Raw genomic sequence first — 19658 nt, 5'->3', positions numbered from 1 at the left:
TTTCTTGCTCACAAAAAATCATCGGCAGGCTGAGCTTTAAATTAACGATGTTTAAGATTGGTCAGGTCTGACACTTTGGTTTTAGCCTGATCTTGCAATTCACGGTATTGTTGCAAACGCAGATTGGCTTTATCTCTGAGTTTTTTCTTGATGTACAGCGCCAATGCGAAACTGGTCGTGGTCAGGGTCAGGAACATGCTGTTCATAAAACTCATCATCGAGCTGATATAACCAATCGTGGTCAGGCGATTCATCATATAAATTACTTGCGGGCTACTTTCCACACCGGTAATCGCCCAGGTACACAAATGTTCGCAATTATTAATAATCAAATGATAGTTATTTTCATGCATTCTGGACCGCATGCGGCGCACCACTTTACGACCTTTATATTTGGCTGAGTCATAATGCTGCATATGAATCGGTTTGCCATGACTGAATTTTTCAATCGAGGTGATTTCAATGGGGCGTTTCTTGAATAAATGCGCAAAGCCGGAATAATGAATGACACGACCACGTCCGGCGTAAATCCCATGATGGGTATAACCGAAATGTTTAACCATAAGGTGTGCGCCTATGGGAAACCGTTTAGTCTGTTGCATATCAGAATTAAGCCATTTAAAAAGCATTGTCGTTTAATAGGAAGTGTACTGTGTTTTGCTAAATTAATCGATGCCTTGCCTGAGTTTCAGATCAGAATTGAAGAGTTATTAAGCCAAATTTAAAGGGATTTAAAGAAAGCAGAATTTAGAACATATTCTTCTGATAAAGGTTTTAAATAGCCTAAGCAAGCCTTAACATTTCTTCAAATCAAAGGGGATCAAATGAGTTGTTTAGAGTTTTCCTGCCTGATCTCTGAAGTTTTAAAGTTGGAGTTAATAAACTATGCTGAAATAGAGAAGACCAAACCCTTCAACTATAAACTTTCAAGCATAAAAAAAGCACCTGACTACGCAAGTGCTTTCTTTATACGGCTGTAACCTTGGCCGATTACTGCAATGGCAAGTGCTGAAGTTCATTCAGTTCTTTACGGCTATAGCCGCGAGATACCAGAACCTTTTTAATTCCGATGATGATTTCTTCATCAGTGGCTTTAGAAAGTGCTTCAAGAAGCTGTTCATTCGTCTTGCAAGAGCAATCATTTTCAACACAAGCAATTTGATTCTTGTGTTCATTGTGTTGTTCATTAGAAAACAACTTTTGCCAAAAACTCATAGAGCCTTCATACAACAACCTAACATAGAGTGAAATATAGCCAATTAAATAAATAAAGCAATAGGACCTATGTGATAAAAGCAGCAGTTAGTCTTGAAAATTTCCGATGGAAGCCCGAAGGTCTAACGATATTTCTTGCTGTACAAGTCAATATTTATTATTAAATATATGATTTTTAATATAAAAAATGGAGCTTCAAAAAGCTCCATTTTTGTAACAATATAATAAATTGAAACAAATTCTTTATACTTTTTCCAACAAGACACCCGTCTCAACATGGTGCGTATACGGGAACTGGTCAAACATTGCGAACTTGCTGATTTTATGCGTTTGAGACAACTGTTTCAGATTGTCATATAAGGTATCTGGATTGCAAGAAATGTAAATAATACGCTGGAAACGCTGTAACAGTTTCAGCGTTTCATCATCAATACCGGCACGTGGTGGATCGACAAATACTGTATCGAAATCATAAGTCGAAATGTCAATTTGTGCTTCCTGCAAACGACGGAAAACACGTTCGCCATTATAAGCTTGAGTGAATTCTTCTGCAGACAGACGCGCAACCTGAATATTTTCAATCTGGTTCTGCTCAATATTCCACTCAGCTGCATAAACTGAAGATTTGGCTAATTCAGTGGCTAAAACACGGCGGAATTTGGTCGAAAGCGGTAGAGTGAAGTTGCCATTACCACAGTAGAGTTCCAGCAAATCTTTATCTGATTGCTCTGCTGCATCACATGCCCATTCCAGCATTTTTTGACAAACTTGTGCATTGGGCTGGGTGAAGCTGCTTTCGATCTGCTTATATTTATAGCGACGATCAAAAACAGACAGTTCTTCCACCACATATTCATCAGTCAGGACGAATTTCTGACCACGGCTACGGCCAATCAGTTTGATATTCAGCTTTTCCGCCAGTACTTTTGCGGCAGGTTCCCAGCTTTCATCCAGCTTGCGGTGATAAATCAGAGATACCAGAACTTGACCACTTAAAGTTGCCAGAAAATGGACTTCAAACAGGCGATGACCCAGATTGGCATCTGCCTTGAATGCTTCAAGTAATTGTGGCATCAAGTCATTAATGCTGCGGTCTGCAATTGGAAATTCATCAATACGAATGACTTTTTTATTGTTGTTTTCGTCACGTTCGAACATGGCATAAAACAGATCATCTTCAGTATGCCAGATCCGGAATTCAGCACGCATGCGGAAATATTTTTCAGGAGACTGGAATACTTCTAAAGCAGGTGGTTGATATTCGGCAAACTGAGCGCTGATGCGTTCAATTTTGGCTTCAAGTTGTTGCTGATAAGATGAAGTCATATGCAGTAAGAAATCGCAAATATTTTAAAGCGCAAATGGTAGCAAAAAATTGCCGATCTGCCTAAGCCTATTGTAGTCGAGCCGCTTGAAAAGCTGCATAAAAAAGACCAAACCTTCTGAGGAGAGAGGTTTGGCCATAAAGAGGAAAGATCTAAGCTAAAAATGCTGAGATGATTGGACTGATTTAGAGATTATCCATCGTCATCAAGCTGGCATTGCCGCCTGCCGCCGCCGTATTGATACTGATCGCGCGTTCAATCACAAATCGCTCGACCGGAATATCATAGTTGCCCGAACTTAAATGGGTGATACCAATAATTGCACCTTTTCGGCCTGCAATGCGTTTTTGCAAATCAATCAGTTCAGAAGAATCACCATGATGCAGGACGGCATCAAACGCGCCTGTTTCAATATCCCGGACCACTTTAAATTGCTTGCTGATCGCGGCTGGCATGGTTGGTAAATATTTCAGAATAAAAGTATTGTCAGCTAGGAATGCAGGACGACTGCCGACCGATAAAATTGCCAGAATTTGCTGAATCTGGTCTTGCTCGGTATTTGCTAAGGATAAAACGCTTTCTCGTGGCAAGATCATGTACTGATTTTCTTCACCGGTTGGACCTTGCAGGCTAAAGCTTTGACCAGTGGCAATCTCAATAGGTGCTTTTAAAGATAAAGTCGGAAAAGTTTTAGCTCCCCAGGCTTTAAATTCCTGAACAAGGTTATTTTCAACAAGTGCTGGACCCGCTTGAACTGCATAAGGTGAGCTCAGTTTTTTCTCGGATACTTGATGCATTAAACGATAGATATACAACGGGCCACCCGCTTTCGGACCGGTGCCGGACAGACCTTCACCACCAAAAGGCTGGACGCCCACGACCGCACCAACGATATTGCGGTTGATATACAGGTTGCCGACTTCTGCTCGCGCAATCACGGTTTGCATGGTTTCATCAATACGCGTGTGCAAGCCCATGGTCAGACCATAGCCCTTACTGTTGATCTGATCTAATAACTGTTCCAGTTCGCCATATTTATAACTGATCAGATGCAGGACCGGACCAAATACTTCACGTTCCAGATCGTCCAGATTTGGCAGTTCAATCAGGGTTGGTGCAATGAATGTTCCATAAGTTAATTCAGTCTGGTCTTGATTAAACATCAATTGATGAACTTTATGGCCTTTGCTGCGCATTTGCTCAATATGCTTTTGGATATTTTGCTGGGCTTCTGCATCAATTACCGGACCAATATCAGTTTTAAGCAAGACCGGATTGCCAACGCGCAACTGTTGCATCGCACCTTTGAGCATGCTGCGTACGGCCTCCAGATTATCTTCCTGAACACAGAGGACACGCAGGGCAGAACAGCGCTGACCGGCACTGTCATAGGCAGAGCTCACCACATCAAGCACCACCTGTTCAGTGAGTGCAGATGAATCCACAATCATGGCGTTTTGACCACCAGTTTCAGCAATCAGGGTGACACTTTCTCCAAACTGGTTTATTCGTTCTGCGACGGTTTTTTGCAGAATTTGTGCGACCTCGGTGGAACCGGTAAACATGATGCCTTGAATACGCGAATCTGCACTGAGCTGTGCACCAATAGTTTCACCACGGCCCGGCAACAGCTGTAATACATCCTGCGGAATGCCGGCTTCCCATAAAATCTGCACGGCTTGTGCTGCAATCAGCGGTGTTTGTTCAGCCGGTTTGGCAATCACAGTATTGCCAGCCACCAGTGCCGCTGAAATCTGACCGGTAAAAATCGCCAGCGGGAAGTTCCATGGACTGATACACAGCACGGTGCCTAAAGGCTGGATCTGTACATTGTCACTGAGATCCAAAACTTGAGCTGCATAGTAACGCAAGAAATCTACCGCCTCACGTACTTCGGCAATCGCATTGGCATAGGTTTTACCTGCTTCGCGAGAAAGAAGAACCATGAGCGGAAGCAAACGCTGTTCCATCAGTTCTGCGGCTTTATTCAGGCAGGCAGCACGCTCATTTTTTGGCAGATTGGCCCAGAAACTTTGTGCATTAACTGCTTGAGTGAGTGCAATTTCGGCCTGTTCAGAAGTTGCTTCATAGATTGTGCCGACCACATCCTGATGCTGTGCCGGATTGATGATTTGCACTACGTTGCTTGTATCGATAACTGTAAACGCCGTTCCCATGGCTGCTGCCTGGAATTGGGTTGGCGCCAGACTAGATGCAACCTCATTTAAAACAATGAGTTCAGCATCATTGGCCAAATCGAGTCCTGAAGAGTTCAATCGTGCATCGGTATAAAGATCTTGCGGATAGGGAATCTGGGGATGCTTGGCACCCATCACGCCTTCTTGTTTTGATGCCTTTAAAATGGTTTGCTGTGGATTTTCAATCAAATCTTCAATTTTCAAGGTTTTGTCAGCAATACGATTGACGAAGGAGGTATTGGCACCATTTTCCAGTAAGCGGCGCACCAGATAAGCCAGCAAGGTTTCATGATTGCCGACTGGCGCATAGATCCGGCATGGTACACCGAGTTTATTTTTCGATGGATCGCCCACGACATTTTCATACAGTGGTTCGCCCATGCCATGCAGACATTGGAACTCATATTGGCCGGCATAATACTGCTCAGGTTGTGCCAGCTGATAGATCGTCGCTACCGTTTGTGCATTGTGAGTGGCAAATTGTGGGTAGATATAATCCGGTTCAGCCAACAGCTTACGCGCACAAGCAATATAAGACAGATCCGTATGCACCTTACGAGTAAATACCGGATAATCTGACATTCCATCAATTTGGGCTTTCTTGATTTCGCTGTCCCAATATGCGCCTTTGACCAGACGAATCATCAAGCGTTTCTGGCTGCGCTTCGCCAGATCAATGATGTAATCCACTACATAGAAGCAGCGTTTCTGATAGGCCTGAATCACAAAGCCAATGCCTTTCCAGTCCTGTAATTGTGGTTCAAAACACAGGCGTTCTAACAGTTCAAGTGAAATCTCAAGGCGATCACTTTCTTCAGCATCGATATTTAAACCAATATTGTATTGCTTGGCCAAGACCGCGAGTTTCAGTACTTTTGCATAGAGCTCATCATGCACGCGATCCATTTGCGAACGCTGATAACGGGGGTGCAGCGCAGAGAGTTTGATAGAAATGCCAGGCCCGTCATAAACATCCTTATCCTGCGAAGATTGACCAATGGCATGAATGGCTTGCTGATAATCTTGATAATAACGTTCAGCATCCGGATCGGTCAGTGCAGCTTCACCCAGCATGTCATAGGAATAGCGAAAGCCTTTTTCTTCCAGCGGCTCCGCATTTTTCAGTGCTTCATCAATGGTTTCACCCGTAACAAACTGCTCGCCCATCATGCGCATGGCAACATCGACGGCCTTACGGATAATCCCGCGGCCACTGCGTGCCAAAAGACCGGTCAATAAGCTAGACAGGCTTTTTTGCTGTGGGGTTTCCATCAGCTTGCCGGTCAGCATCAGTCCCCAGGCTGCTGCATTCACAAACATCAATTGGCTCTGGCCCAAATGTTCTTTCCAGTTACCTTGATTGATTTTGTCACGGATCAGCAAGTCACGTGTGGCTTTGTCCGGAATCCGCAGTAAGGCTTCTGCCAGACACATCAGGGCAATGCCTTCCTGAGAAGATAAAGAAAATTCCTGCAATAAGCCTTGGACAATACCGGCTTTCCCAGTGGAACTTTTGCGTTCACGTAAGGAATGTGCGAGATCAAAGGCAAGCGCCTGAATCTTGTCACTCATCTCGGAAGAAATTTCACTATGGGCCAATAACTCTTCGACGCATTCAGTTTCTGCACGACGCCATGCCGTATTAATACGTTCTTCGTATTGGTTTTTGTGTTTAAATTCAGCAATATAATTTGAGTGCTGGGCTGAATCTAAAATTGAATCTGGGCGGAGAGTGGTTGGCATAGTGACTTCCTGTACTGCGTCAATCAGTTCTTTGAGGTGAATGAGTTTTAATCTATAATCACAGAATATTTGACGAATATCTCACTATAGTTTTCGCTTTTTTTAGAGAATAATTCTAATGCCAAGTCCTTATTTGAACCTTGACCGTATAGATATTCGTATACTGGGTTTATTGCAATCCGATGCCAAGCTATCCAATATCAAACTGGCTGAACTGGTCAATTTGTCGCCTACAGCAGCCTTGGCGCGTGTACAAAAGCTGACCCGGGAAGGTTTTATTGTGGGCTATGAAGCGCGCCTCAATCCAGTCATGTTGAATAATGGTTTTGTGGTCTTTGTTGAAATTTTATTGGATAAAACCACGCCGAATGTTTTAGATGAATTTTCCCATGCTGTGCGGCAGATTCCTGAAATTATCGAGTGTCATATGATCAGTGGCGGGTTTGATTTCGTGGTAAAAATCCGCTGTGCCAATATGGATGAGTTCCGGAAAATCTCTGGTCAGATCTTGTGGCAATTGCCCGGAATTAAAGAAACGCGCAGTTATCCGGTGATGGAAGTGATTAAAGAAAGTCAGCAGATCCATCTGAAAATGCCGGGAAAAGCCAAGTAATTTTCAAGAACTTCATTTGTGAATCTAAGAAACATAAAAGGGACGATTAAGTCCCTTTTATGTGCAAGAAAAAAGGTGATTATTTTTTCATTTCTGCCATTTCTTTTTGATACTCGGCTTTAGCCATTTCAAAGCGTTTGACCACATCAGCACTCGGTGCTTTATCCAGCAGGCTGACGATGATAATGCTGAGGGTGGCCAGAATAAAGCCTGGAATGATCTCATACAGACCGGTATCACCCATATAATTTTTCCAGACAATTACAGTCATGGCACCAACCACCATACCCACAATTGCGCCGTTGAGGGTCATTCGTTTCCAGAATAGCGACAAGATAATCAGCGGGCCAAATGCAGCACCAAAGCCCGCCCAGGCATAAGCCACCAGACCCAAAACCTTACTGTTCGGATTAATCGCCAGTGAAATGGCAATTAGGGCAATCACCAAGACCATGCCGCGACCGACCCAGATCAGTTCTTTTTGTGAAGCATTTTTACGCAGAAAACTCTTGTATAAATCTTCGGTCAGGGTGGTTGAACAGACCAGAAGCTGACAGCTTAAGGTACTCATGATTGCTGCCAGAATCGCAGCCAGAATGATTCCGGCAATCCAAGGATTAAACAGAATTTTGGTCAACTCCATAAATACCGTTTCAGGGTTTTGATTCACCACCGAAGCCAGTGTCGGATTGACACTGAAGTAGGCAATACCGATATAACCGGCAGCCACTGCACCGCCTAGGCATAGAATCATCCAGGTCATGCCAATACGGCGTGCAGCAGGAATGGTTTTGACCGAATCTGCCGCCATAAAACGCACCAGTATGTGTGGCTGGCCAAAATAACCCAAGCCCCAGGCCAGACTGGAAATAATCGCGACGGTGCTTAAACCTTCAAGCATGCTGGAGGCATGTGGGCGAGCCGATTCAAGGATGACACTCACTTGCTGGCTGTTGTCGCCCAGAGCCAAGAAGGTAATGATCGGAGTCAGTAATAAGGCAAAAATCATCAAACCGGCCTGGAATGTATCTGTCCAGCTGATCGCCAAAAAGCCACCAATACAGACATAGAGAATCGTCGCCATCGCACCAATCACAAGCGCTGTGGTGTAATCCCAGCCAAACAGGCTTTCAAACAGTCGTGCACCTGCGACCATGCCTGAGGCACAATAAATCGCAAAGAACACTAGAATCACCAGGGCAGACAAGACCCGTAAAATGCGTTTACGGTCGGAAAAACGGCTAGTGAAATAATCCGGCAAGGTTAGAGCATTGTTCTGATATTCAGTATGGGCGCGCAGTCGACCTGCCACGAGTAACCAGTTCAGCCATGCACCGATAATCAAACCGATCGCAATCCAGACTTCTGACAGGCCAGACAGGTAAATGGCTCCTGGAAGACCCATCAACAGCCAGCCACTCATATCCGATGCGCCCGCCGAAAGTGCAGTGACGACACTGCCCAGACTCCGTCCACCTAGAATATATTCGTCAAAATTGGAGGTGGCACGATAAGCATATAAACCGATTGCAATCATGGCGATAATATAAAACATGAAGGTAATCAGGGTGGGGTTTAAATAAGTCATAGGCAGGTCATCCTGTAAATATGGAAATCATCGTCCAAGATGATTTTTTGTACTGAGATCGCAAGGAGGTGATTCAAGCATGGTTTAAAAATTACACTCTGTAACAATTACACAGATTTTATGTATGTCTATTGTAAACATCGTAGTAATTCTCTGAAATTAAATCAGGAATAACTTGAGCGGATAAAAGGCAATACGACGTCGAATTCAGGGGGGAAGTGAAAATTTTGAATAAATAATTAAAATATTTAAATTTTAGCCAGTTGTTTACACAATATTACAAAATTCACATCCTTAGCGTATTGGTAATAAATCGTAGCAAATCTAGGTTAAAGTCTTCCTATTAGGCCTGTATTTGTTTGCTCATATTAATGTCACACCAAATACGGTGCATCGCCAAGAGTATTTTTTAGTGGACAATATGCTTCAAATCGAACCGACCCGCATTGAACGTGATTTATTGGGGGAAAAACAAATCCCGTTGCATAGCTATTATGGGATTCATACCTTACGTGCCATCGAAAATTTTAAGATTTCTGGATTGGCGGTGGGGCAACAAACGCACTTTATTCGTGCTTTGGCCCAAGTGAAAAAAGCTTCGGCACAAGCCAATCTGCACTTTCAAAAATTGTCCGAGCAGACCAGTACTGCCATTCAGAAAGCTTGTGATGAATTGATTCAGCATCCGGAAGCGTGGCAAACGGCATTTCCACTCGATCCTTATCAGGGCGGTGCCGGAACTTCCATCAATATGAATGCCAATGAGGTAATTGCCAATATTGCACTTGAAATGTCAGGTTATCAGAAAGGCGATTATCACATTCTGCATCCGAATGATCACGTCAATACCTCGCAATCGACCAATGATGTCTATCCAACGGCTTTGCGTCTGGCGACCTATAGCAGTCTGGATGAATTGTTGAGCGTGCTTAAAGCATTGATTGACTGTATCGACCATAAAGCTGCCGAATTTGAATATGTCATCAAGATGGGACGTACCCAGTTACAAGATGCAGTTCCGATGACCATGGAACAGGAATTTCGGGCATTTGCCACCTTATTAAAAGAAGACCTGAAGCTGATTGGACAGATGCGACAGTTGTTGCTGGAAGTCAATTTAGGTGCCACTGCGATTGGGACCGGGGTCAATACACCACCGGGCTATGCCAAGCGGGTGGTGGAAATCTTGGCGCACCTAACGGGTCTGCCTTTAAAAGGTGCGGCAGATTACGTCGAGGCGACCAGCGATTGTGGCGTCTTTATTATTTTGTCGAGCAGTTTAAAACGTCTGGCAGTGAAATTGTCCAAAATCTGTAATGATTTGCGCCTGCTCAGTTCGGGACCGCGTACAGGTCTGGCTGAAATTCGCTTACCCGAATTACAGGCAGGTTCTTCGATCATGCCGGCAAAAATCAATCCTGTGATTCCGGAAGTGGTCAATCAGATTGCCTTTCGGGTGATTGGTAATGATTTAACTATTACTATGGCTGCGGAAGCCGGGCAGCTACAATTGAATGTCATGGAACCTGTGATTGCCGTGGCGATGAATGAATCGATTCAATTATTGACCCAAGGCATGCAAACCCTGAATCAGAAATGTATTGCTGGTATTCAGGCCAACGAGCAGATTTGCTTAAGTTCCGTTATGCGCAGTGTCGGGATTGTGACCTTGCTTGAACCGATATTGGGACATGCCAAGTGCGATGAAATCGGCAAACAATGTATGCGCGAAAATAAAACTGTGCCGCAAGTGGTGTTGGAGCTGGGCTTATTAAGTGCAACGCAATTAGAAGAAATCTTTGCGTTTGAAAATCTGGTGTCTGAAATTCCTTCAGCAGAGAATCAGCTCGAACAGGTTTCTTAACAGAACCGGAGCTGTTAAATCATCTGAAACAGCGAATCGCTGCTATTTTGATAATTTGCCTCAAGTTCAGGATGTGGATTTGAGGCATTTTCATCTAGACTAGAGCAAGAACTATATTTGGCTAGGTAAATGGCAATGTTTGATAAAATCAGTGCATTATTTAAAAGTAATAAACCGACTGCTGCACAGCTATATCTAGAAGAGCAGAATATTCAGTATGTAGAAGGTACAGGTTATATTGTCGATGATATTCAACTCAATCAGGAGTGGGGTGCACGATTAGAGTATTTGTCGAATCGGCGTTTAAAACAGTTTGATGATTTAAAAGCGTTATATGATACCGCGATGCTGATCAATGAAAAAATTGATCTGGAAATTGCCCATCAGCGTTTTAATGCGACTTTAGGCAATACTGAAGAGAATCTGCTGCAATTTAAAATGATCCTTAAGAAGTTAAATGATTATTATCGTAACTTTCTGCGCGATCAAAAATAAGCTGCAAAAGTGGCTTAAAATCGAAGTATATGGATGTGGCAAGACTGCATAAAAATAACAAAATATCCTGAGATCATCGTGCTAGTATAAGCCTCAGGTTATTTAGACTTTAAAGCTATATCCATGTTCCAACAAGAAATTTCCCAACTCAATTTACCACAGCTCAAAGCAGGCGAGAAACGCTGGTTAGGCAATCTGCAAGGTTCCTCAACTGCATTATTGCTTAAAGAAATCGTGCAGCAGCAATCGCGTTTATTTATCGTGATTGCACGTAATAATCAGCATTTGGGTCAACTGGAAAGTGAACTGGAATTTTATGGGATTAAACCCACGATTTTTCCGGATTGGGAAATCTTGCCTTATGATCGTCTCTCCCCACATCAGGATATTGTCTCGGAACGTCTGGCAATCTTATCCAATATGCCCAAAACTGGTGTACTGTTGTTGTCCGCCTCAACTTTGGCACAACGTGTGGCGCCAACCTCATGGATTCTGGGTGAGCATTTCGATATTCATGTCGGTCAGAAATTTGATCTGGAACAACAAAAGAAAAAGTTGATTCAGGCCGGTTATCATCTGGTCGATACCGTCTATGATCCAGGTGAATTCGCGGTACGCGGCAGTATCATGGATATCTACGCATCGGGACAGGAAGCACCGATTCGGATTGACCTGTTTGATGATGAAATTGAAAGCCTGAAATTTTTCGATGCCGAAACTCAGCGCACCACGCAAAGTTTGCAGCAGTTTACCGTATTGCCGGCACAGGAATTTCCGCTCAAGGAAGGTCGTGCCACTTTCCGTGACCGCTATGCCGAATTTTTCCCGACCGCGAATCCAAAGAAAAACCCCATCTATCAGGATGTGATGGATGGCATAGTCTCTCCTGGAATCGAGTTTTATTTGCCCTTGTTTTTCAGCGCGGAAGCCATGCAAGGCCAAAGTTCGCTGATTTCGTACTTACCTAAGAATGGTATTGTCATTACAGATAAGGCTTTGGACGAAAGTCTGAGCCAGTTTTGGCAGGATGTGGTGCGTCGTTATGAAGATCGCCGCCACAATGTCGATCAGCCGATTATGCCGCCTGAAAGCCTGTTTTTTCAGACCAATCAGGTGCTGGAGCACTTGAACCAGTTTGCACGCATCATTGCCGCACAAACACCTTTTGATCAAAAAGCTGGGGTATTGAATCTTGATACCCAGTTGCCACCGCGTCTACCCGTAGACCCGAAACGTGAAAAACCGTTTCATGAAGTCAAAAAATATATTGATCAGGCCAATCATCCGGTACTGCTGGTGGCTGAAAGTGCTGGACGCCGTGAAAGTCTTAAAGATGCATTAAGACCAAGTCTGGGTGATATCCCCACGGTTGAAAATTTCGATAGTTTTATTCAATCTCTGTATGCAATTGCCATTACCAATGCGCCTTTGGAGCGTGGTCTGGTATTGACCGATCGTGTCAGCGTAATTTCTGAAAATCAGCTCTATGAACATCGGGTGGTACAGCGCCGTCGCAAACGTCAACAGGAAGTTTCAGAAGAGTTTCTGATCCGAAGTCTAACTGAGCTGACCATGGGCGCACCTGTGGTGCATATCGATTATGGGGTCGGACGTTATGCCGGTCTGGTCGCCTTAAGTATTGATGATCAGGATCACGAATTCCTGCAACTGGATTACGCAGATGCCGCCAAAGTCTATGTGCCGGTGACCAATCTGCACTTAATCAGCCGGTATAGTGGTGGTGATCCGGATCTGGCACCGTTGCATAAACTGGGTACGGATGCATGGAATAAAGCCAAACGTAAAGCGCTGGAACAGATTCACGATGTCGCGGCCGAATTGCTGCATATTCAGGCACGGCGTTCTTCCAAACCTGGAATCAGTTTTGAAGTCGATCAAAGCCTGTATATGCAATTTTCTAGTGGCTTTGCCTATGAAGAAACACTGGATCAGGCCAATGCGATTGAAGCCACACTGCATGACATGCAGCAGGCCAAGCCGATGGATCGACTGGTGTGTGGTGATGTGGGTTTCGGCAAGACAGAAGTCGCGATGCGTGCCGCATTTGTTGCAGTGCAGAATAATCGGCAGGTGGCGATTCTGGTACCAACCACCTTGCTGGCACAGCAGCATTATGATTCATTCAAAGACCGCTTTGCCGACTGGCCGGTCCGGATTGAAGTGCTGTCACGTTTCGGTTCTTCCAAAGCACATACTAAGACCATTGACGACCTCATTGAAGGTAAAGTCGATATTGTGATTGGTACACATAAGATTTTGCAGGAAAATGTCCAGTTTAAGAATCTCGGTCTGATGATTGTCGATGAAGAGCATCGTTTCGGTGTGCGCGACAAGGAGCGAATCAAGGCCATGCGTGCCGATGTTGATATGCTGACACTGACTGCGACTCCAATTCCACGTACGCTGAATATGGCCTTTAGTGGCATGCGTGATCTGTCGATTATCGCCACACCGCCGGCACGCCGTCTTGCGGTGAAAACCTTTGTGCAGGAACATACCGATGACACCATTAAAGAAGCGATTCTGCGTGAATTGCTGCGCGGTGGTCAGGTTTATTTTCTGCATAATGAAGTTGATACAATCGATCGTGCCGCCGAGCATATCCGTAAACTGGTGCCGGAAGCGCGGGTGATTGTGGCCCACGGACAGATGCGTGAACGTGAACTGGAGCAGGTGATGCAGCAGTTTTATCACAAGGAATATAATGTTCTGGTATGTTCGACCATTATTGAAACCGGGATTGATGTTCCGAATGCCAACACCATTCTGATTGAACGTGCCGACAAACTGGGCCTGGCGCAATTACATCAGCTACGCGGACGTGTAGGGCGCTCACATCATCAGGCTTATGCATATTTGATGGTACCGTCATTAAAGGCCTTAAAAGGTGATGCAGAAAAACGTCTGGATGCCATTCAGCGTGCTTCAACTTTGGGTGCCGGTTTTATGCTGGCAACTGAAGATCTGGAAATTCGCGGCGCAGGTGAATTACTCGGTGAACAGCAGAGTGGTTCGATGCAGGCGATTGGTTATAGCCTGTATATGGAAATGCTGGAAAAAGCCACCAAAGCCATTCAAAAAGGTAAAACGCCAAACTTCGACGCACCATTGTCATTGACTGCCGAAATTACCCTGCATATGCCAGCACTGATTCCGGATGAATATCTGGGTGATGTGCATCAACGTCTGTTGTTCTATAAACGCATCAGTAATACCGATACCCAGGAAAAGCTGGATAATATCCGGATGGAATTGATTGATCGTTTTGGTATACCGCCGCAACCGGTCAAACAGCTCTTTGCTGTACATCAGATTCGATTGAAAGCCGAGCAGCTTGGTATTACTAAAATTGATATCAGCAGTCAGGGTGGGCATATTGAATTTGCACCGGATACTCCGGTTCAAGCCATGACGATTATCCAGATGATGCAGAAACATCCGACCTATTTCCGGATGGATGGCGGTCAACGTCTAAAAGTCATGGTCATGCTGGAAGACTATCAAAAGCGGATTCAGTTTATACAGGATTTACTGGACAGTCTGCTTAAAGAATTGCACTGATTTTATTCGATTAAATCAGCCTGAAAATTCAGTTTGGGTTTCATTTTCCAATGAAGTTTGCAGGAACAACAGGCTTGATTTTTTAATGAATTGTTTACAGTAATTGTTGTGATGTGCTTCGCAACAAATCATGAGAATTTGTCTTTAAACACATTGCTTTCAATATTCAGCTTCAGTTGGATATGTTAGTATTAGCCATCATTCTAATTTTGCATCATTTATAAAGATATGTTTAGTTTGCATCCACAACTTGCTCAAGATACGTTTTTTGTAGGCGACTTTCCTTTGTCAACATGTCGTTTGATGAATGATATGCAATTTCCCTGGCTCATTCTGATTCCACGTGTGCCGGGTGTCTCTGAATTATATGAATTGAGTCAAGCTGACCAAGAGCAGTTTTTAAGAGAGTCAAGCTGGTTATCAAGCCAGCTGGCACGTGTTTTCCGTGCAGATAAAATGAATGTAGCAGCGCTGGGTAATATGGTGCCGCAATTGCATTTTCATCATGTAGTTCGTTATCAGAACGACGTTGCATGGCCGAAGCCTGTTTGGGGTACACCTGCTGTTCCTTATAGCAGTGAAGTATTGGCACATATGCGTCAAACCTTAATGCTGGCTTTACGTGGTCAGGGCGACATGCCATTTGACTGGCGCATGGACTAATCAGCCAAGGCATTCCGAGAACCATGAACAGTTGCGGACTTCAGGGAGTGAGTGAGTGCAATTAGACGACTGGATTCAAAAAGAACCCCATCAGTTTGAGTATTTCCATCGCATGATGGGATACATCATGCTGTCTGTGGTTCTGGTCGTCTTTCATTACACTGAACCAGATACCCAGTATCAGCTTTTTGTTCCATTTTTTTTGTTTCTGGTTTTGCTAATTACACCGAAACTATCTCGCTGGCTGATCTATCGTCATGATTATCACATCCGGCGTAATATTCTTTTCCTGATTGATGTCATTGTCATTTCGGTGGTTTTGGCGGCCGTGCATCTGGACTTGGTCTTGTCCTTGCTGGGTCTGGTCGCAGTGCTCTATACCGCGATCAGCAATAAAATTTCATTTATGATGGCATCTCTAGCCAGCCTGATCGGGATTACGCTTTTTTATCTGGCCAATATTCTGGTCTTTGGGTTTAATAATTATTTCGAACCGACCAGCAGTGAGTTGACCGTTTTAGGCTTTATCTGTCTGATTACCTATTTTGGTGTCGGAAGTTTTTATCAAAGTGGTCGTGTGCAATACATGACCCAGAAAAAAGACCATTATTTCGAACAGATGAACCGTTATATGGAATTTGCCAATCAGCTGAGTCGCTATGCGCCCGTGCAGTTATGGCAATCCATTATGAAAGGTGAATCTGAAGCCAAAATTGAATATAAACGTAAAAAGTTGACGATCTTTTTCTCTGATATTCAAGGCTTTACAGAGCTATCTGAAACTCTGATTCCAGATGATTTAGCATTCCTGTTGAATGACTATCTTCGGCATATGACCGAAATCGCTAAAAATTATGAAGCGACTGTCGATAAATTCATGGGTGATGCGATCCTGATTTTCTTTGGTGATCCGAACTCCGAAGGTGTGGAACAGGATGCTAAGAACTGTATGGAAATGGCATTGGCGATGCGTCAGCAAATGAAATTGCTGCGGGAACGCTGGATTAAAATGGGTTATCCGCCACTGCATATCCGCATGGGGATTTCAACCGGTTATTGCCACGTAGGGAATTATGGGGCTACGCATCGTATGGCTTATACCATTGTAGGACGTGATGCCAATCTGGCAGCGCGTTTGCAAAGTGCAGCGGAAGTCGATGAAATCCTGATTTCGGAAGATACTCATAATCTGATCAAAGATGATTATCTTTGTGCACCGAAAAAGCCGATATTCTTGAAAGGCATTAAAGCACCTGTAAGAACCTGGCAGGTCATGGAAAAATATGCGTCTCAGAAAGTCGAGTATCAGCGCTGGTTCGATTATGAATATAAGGGCTTTCATTTATTGCTGAATCTGGATGAAGTGCAAAACTTTGAATATCCTGAGCTGATTCATGTACTAGAAAAAATGATTAAACGCATTGAAACTCAGCAGAAAATGACCAATTCACAAGGTATTGTCAAATTGAAGCTTGAGGATGAAGTAATTGAACACATTTAAAGTTCATGTAAATTTACTTTAATTGTTTCTTATAAAGAGAAAAAACCACGCCTGAGCGTGGTTTTTTATTTTAGCCTGCAACGAAAATCTTAGTGATTTTCTGACGCATGGTTAATGGTGTATTTTGGAATTTCAATTTCCAGATCTTCATCGTCCAGTTTAACCTGACAAGAAAGACGTGAATCAGGTTCTAAACCCCAGGCACGATCGAGTAAGTCAGCTTCAACATCATCCATTTCTTCCAGGCTGTCAAAACCTTTGCGTACCACTACATGGCAGGTGGTACACGCTGCTGACATATCGCAAGCATGTTCGATTTTAATGCCATTTTTTAGCAGGCTTTCGCAAAGATTGGCATTTTGTTCGACTTCAAACTCAGCACCTTCGGGGCAAATCTGCGCATGTGGAAGAACTTTAATACGTGGCATAGTCGTTACCTTAAATTAGTTTGAGTTTGACCAGTCGTCGAGTTTAGTGCCCTTAAGAGCTGCATCAATATGTTGATTCATACGTGCTGCTGCAAAAGCATCACTATGTATTTTAAGCTGTTCAACGGCAGATTCAATCGCTTTGATATCTGAACCCTGAAGCTGAGTTTCAAGTTGTGCTTGCGCAGTTTGCAGTGCTGCAAGTTGATCTTCAGTCAACAGACCGGCATCCGCTTTGAGTGCCTGAACCAGTGCTTCCAGCTCACGCTGTGCTTCCACTTTGGTTTCATTCAAATGACGAAGATTCTTATCTTCTTCAGCGAACTTATAACCGTCTAGCAACAGACGTTCAGTATCTTCACCCGATAAACCATAAGATGGTTTGATATCGATTTGAGCCGTCACGCCAGAGGTGGTTTCTTTGGCAGATACAGTCAGCAAGCCATCTGCATCGACCTGGAACGTCACTTCAATACGTGCCTGACCGGCAGTCATTGGTGGAATGCCATGCAGGACAAAACGCCCTAAACTACGGCAATGCTCAACCAGATCACGTTCACCTTGAACCACATGAATCAACATGGCAGTCTGGCCATCTTGATAAGTCGTAAATTCCTGACGACGAGCGACTGGAATCGCAGTATTACGCGAAATTAATCGTTCAACCAGTCCGCCCATGGTTTCAAGACCAAGAGACAGAGGCGTCACGTCTAATAGTAATGAGCCATCAGTTGAGTTGCCAATCAATTGGTTCGCAGTAATTGATGCGCCAATCGCAACCACTTCATCCGGATTAATAGTGCATAGTGGTTCTTGATTGAATACTTCACGCACGGCTTTTTGTACTGCATAAGAACGGGTTGAGCCACCGACCAAAACGACATTTTGAATGTCATCCAGTTCAAGCTTGGCATCACGCATCACACGCTTACATACGCTGATGGTCTTATCCAAAGCAACTTTAATGATCTCTTCAAATGTCGGACGGTCAAGCGTCAATACCTGATCAAGCAATTTGAGTTGAACTGAATCTGCATCAGACAAAGCTTCTTTGGCTTTACGTGCTGCAACCACAAAATGTGCATATTCTGCATCATTCAAGGTGTCAATATTCAGTTGTTTCTTGGCCCATTTCAGGATCAAACGATCCAGGTCATCACCACCGAGGGCAGTGTGGCCACCGGTTGCCAGAACTTCAAACACACCTTGACTAAACCGCAGAATCGAAACGTCAAAGGTACCACCACCCAAGTCGTAGATCACATAGTTGCGATCTGTACTTAAGTTGCTTTCCTGATCGAGACCATAAGCAACAGCAGCAGCGGTTGGCTCATTCAACAAACGTAAAACATTCAAGCCAGCAAGTTGAGCAGCATCACGGGTTGCCTGACGCTGTGCTTCATCAAAGTAGGCCGGAACAGTAATAACGGCACCATTGACCGGATTTTGCAGACTGGCTTCAGCGCGGTCTTTCAACTGCTTTAAAATTTCTGCAGAAATCTCAACCGGAGTCTTACGGCCTTGTGCAGTTTCAAAAGCCGGCATTTCATTTGCTTCACCAACCAACGCATAAGGATGCTGGAATTTAATGTCAGCTTTCGAACGACCCATAAATCGTTTCACAGAAACGATGGTGTTTTTGGGGTCAGTAGTAATGAAAGGCGCAGCTTCATTGCCGTATTGAGTCTGTTGTTCTGCATAATGCACGATAGAAGGAAGTAGCACACGACCTTGTTCGTCATTAAGTACTTTGGCTTTACCTGAAAGAACCGTGGCAACCAAAGAGTGGGTGGTGCCTAAATCGATACCAATCGCAATGCGGTGTTCATGTGGTGCACTTGATTGACCTGGTTCTGCAATTTGCAAGAGAGCCATAGTGTTACATCCTTTGCACGTTAAATATTAAAAATTAGAAATCATCATCAAGATCAAAGCTGTCATCGTCCAGGAAGCGGTCTTCCGCTTTGTCGATATCGGCCATGACTTTAACGAAGAAGCGTAGTTTGCGCACTGTATCGCGTGCTTCGGCCCAGTCTTCATCCGCATAATCAATTTTGAACTCGCGAACCAAGCCTTCAATCCATTGCTGGACTTCGACTTTCAGTGAAGTTAAATCTTCAGCAGAGGTTGCATCGTCAAGTTGTTCACGAATTTCCAGAGCGTCCTGCAAGAATTCAAAATCACTGATCGACTGATCTAAGTGATAATCCTGTTTCTTGAGAGACAGTAAATAAGCTGCACGGCTATCGACCGCTGACAAGGCTTTAAATGCCTGATTGATATCACTTGATTTAATCAGAGCCTGATCTTTGTCTTCAGCTTTATCTGGGTGATATTGTTGCTGCAACTTTAAAAATTCAGTCTTTAAAGCCGCCAAATCAATATCGAGTGCTACAGGAAGGTTGAACAACTCAAAATGATTCATGGGAGATGGGATCCGCGA

The 19658-nt window shown here is 44.0% G+C and carries 14 protein-coding genes; 6 read left to right on the top strand and 8 right to left on the bottom strand.

The window, feature by feature from the left end:
* Positions 1 to 41: 41 nt before the first annotated feature.
* From J7649_RS04275 to putA, 4 genes are all read right to left on the bottom strand, one after another.
* Entirely contained in the window at positions 42 to 602 is a 561-nt protein-coding gene (locus J7649_RS04275; RefSeq protein ID WP_026055785.1) for a lecithin retinol acyltransferase family protein, read from the bottom strand.
* A gap of 388 nt (positions 603 to 990) precedes the next feature.
* The gene (locus J7649_RS04270) at positions 991 to 1215 is read right to left on the bottom strand and encodes a hypothetical protein (protein ID WP_034436106.1); all 225 of its coding nucleotides are present in this window, start codon (positions 1213 to 1215) and stop codon (positions 991 to 993) included.
* A 243-nt stretch (positions 1216 to 1458) separates the two neighbouring features.
* Positions 1459 to 2541: a tRNA (uridine(54)-C5)-methyltransferase TrmA gene (gene trmA / locus J7649_RS04265; RefSeq protein ID WP_219309525.1), complete on the bottom strand. Its 1083-nt coding sequence runs from the start codon at positions 2539 to 2541 to the stop codon at positions 1459 to 1461.
* A 184-nt stretch (positions 2542 to 2725) separates the two neighbouring features.
* The gene (gene putA / locus J7649_RS04260) at positions 2726 to 6481 is read right to left on the bottom strand and encodes a trifunctional transcriptional regulator/proline dehydrogenase/L-glutamate gamma-semialdehyde dehydrogenase (protein ID WP_219309524.1); all 3756 of its coding nucleotides are present in this window, start codon (positions 6479 to 6481) and stop codon (positions 2726 to 2728) included.
* 118 nt (positions 6482 to 6599) lie between these two features.
* Here putA and J7649_RS04255 point away from each other — a divergent pair, with 118 nt between their 5' ends.
* Positions 6600 to 7094, top strand: a complete 495-nt coding sequence (locus J7649_RS04255) for an Lrp/AsnC ligand binding domain-containing protein (RefSeq protein WP_004279833.1) — start codon at positions 6600 to 6602, stop codon at positions 7092 to 7094.
* Positions 7095 to 7173: 79 nt separating this feature from the next.
* Here J7649_RS04255 and putP read toward each other — a convergent pair whose 3' ends face one another.
* Entirely contained in the window at positions 7174 to 8682 is a 1509-nt protein-coding gene (gene putP / locus J7649_RS04250) for a sodium/proline symporter PutP (protein ID WP_219309523.1), read from the bottom strand.
* A gap of 421 nt (positions 8683 to 9103) precedes the next feature.
* Between putP and J7649_RS04245 the strand changes: the two genes are divergently transcribed.
* The 5 genes from J7649_RS04245 (at position 9104) to J7649_RS04225 (ending at position 16787) form a co-directional block, all read left to right on the top strand.
* On the top strand, positions 9104 to 10546 hold the full coding sequence (locus J7649_RS04245) for an aspartate ammonia-lyase (protein ID WP_219310051.1): 1443 nt from the start codon (positions 9104 to 9106) through the stop codon (positions 10544 to 10546).
* A gap of 129 nt (positions 10547 to 10675) precedes the next feature.
* A complete protein-coding gene (locus J7649_RS04240) occupies positions 10676 to 11041 on the top strand; it encodes a hypothetical protein (RefSeq protein ID WP_191112447.1) in 366 nt (121 codons plus the stop codon).
* Between the two features lie 123 nt (positions 11042 to 11164).
* Positions 11165 to 14623, top strand: coding sequence for a transcription-repair coupling factor (gene mfd / locus J7649_RS04235; RefSeq protein WP_219309522.1), 3459 nt, complete (start codon positions 11165 to 11167; stop codon positions 14621 to 14623).
* 228 nt (positions 14624 to 14851) lie between these two features.
* Complete coding sequence (locus J7649_RS04230) at positions 14852 to 15286, top strand: HIT domain-containing protein (RefSeq protein WP_004646760.1); 435 nt, start codon at positions 14852 to 14854, stop codon at positions 15284 to 15286.
* A gap of 55 nt (positions 15287 to 15341) precedes the next feature.
* The gene (locus J7649_RS04225; protein ID WP_180038714.1) at positions 15342 to 16787 is read left to right on the top strand and encodes an adenylate/guanylate cyclase domain-containing protein; all 1446 of its coding nucleotides are present in this window, start codon (positions 15342 to 15344) and stop codon (positions 16785 to 16787) included.
* 89 nt (positions 16788 to 16876) lie between these two features.
* On the opposite strand, the gene fdx is transcribed toward J7649_RS04225, so the two are convergent.
* The 3 genes from fdx to hscB are packed head-to-tail and all read right to left on the bottom strand — an operon-like array spanning position 16877 to position 19640.
* Positions 16877 to 17215: an ISC system 2Fe-2S type ferredoxin gene (fdx, locus tag J7649_RS04220; protein ID WP_004279821.1), complete on the bottom strand. Its 339-nt coding sequence runs from the start codon at positions 17213 to 17215 to the stop codon at positions 16877 to 16879.
* A gap of 15 nt (positions 17216 to 17230) precedes the next feature.
* A complete protein-coding gene (gene hscA / locus J7649_RS04215) occupies positions 17231 to 19090 on the bottom strand; it encodes a Fe-S protein assembly chaperone HscA (RefSeq protein WP_005107162.1) in 1860 nt (619 codons plus the stop codon).
* Positions 19091 to 19124: 34 nt separating this feature from the next.
* Complete coding sequence (hscB, locus tag J7649_RS04210; protein ID WP_005107161.1) at positions 19125 to 19640, bottom strand: Fe-S protein assembly co-chaperone HscB; 516 nt, start codon at positions 19638 to 19640, stop codon at positions 19125 to 19127.
* Positions 19641 to 19658: the final 18 nt, after the last annotated feature.

The organism is Acinetobacter lwoffii (assembly GCF_019343495.1).
GTDB classification, from domain to species: Bacteria; Pseudomonadota; Gammaproteobacteria; order Pseudomonadales; family Moraxellaceae; genus Acinetobacter; species Acinetobacter lwoffii_P.
This window is presented reverse-complemented; position numbering and strand designations above follow the sequence as displayed.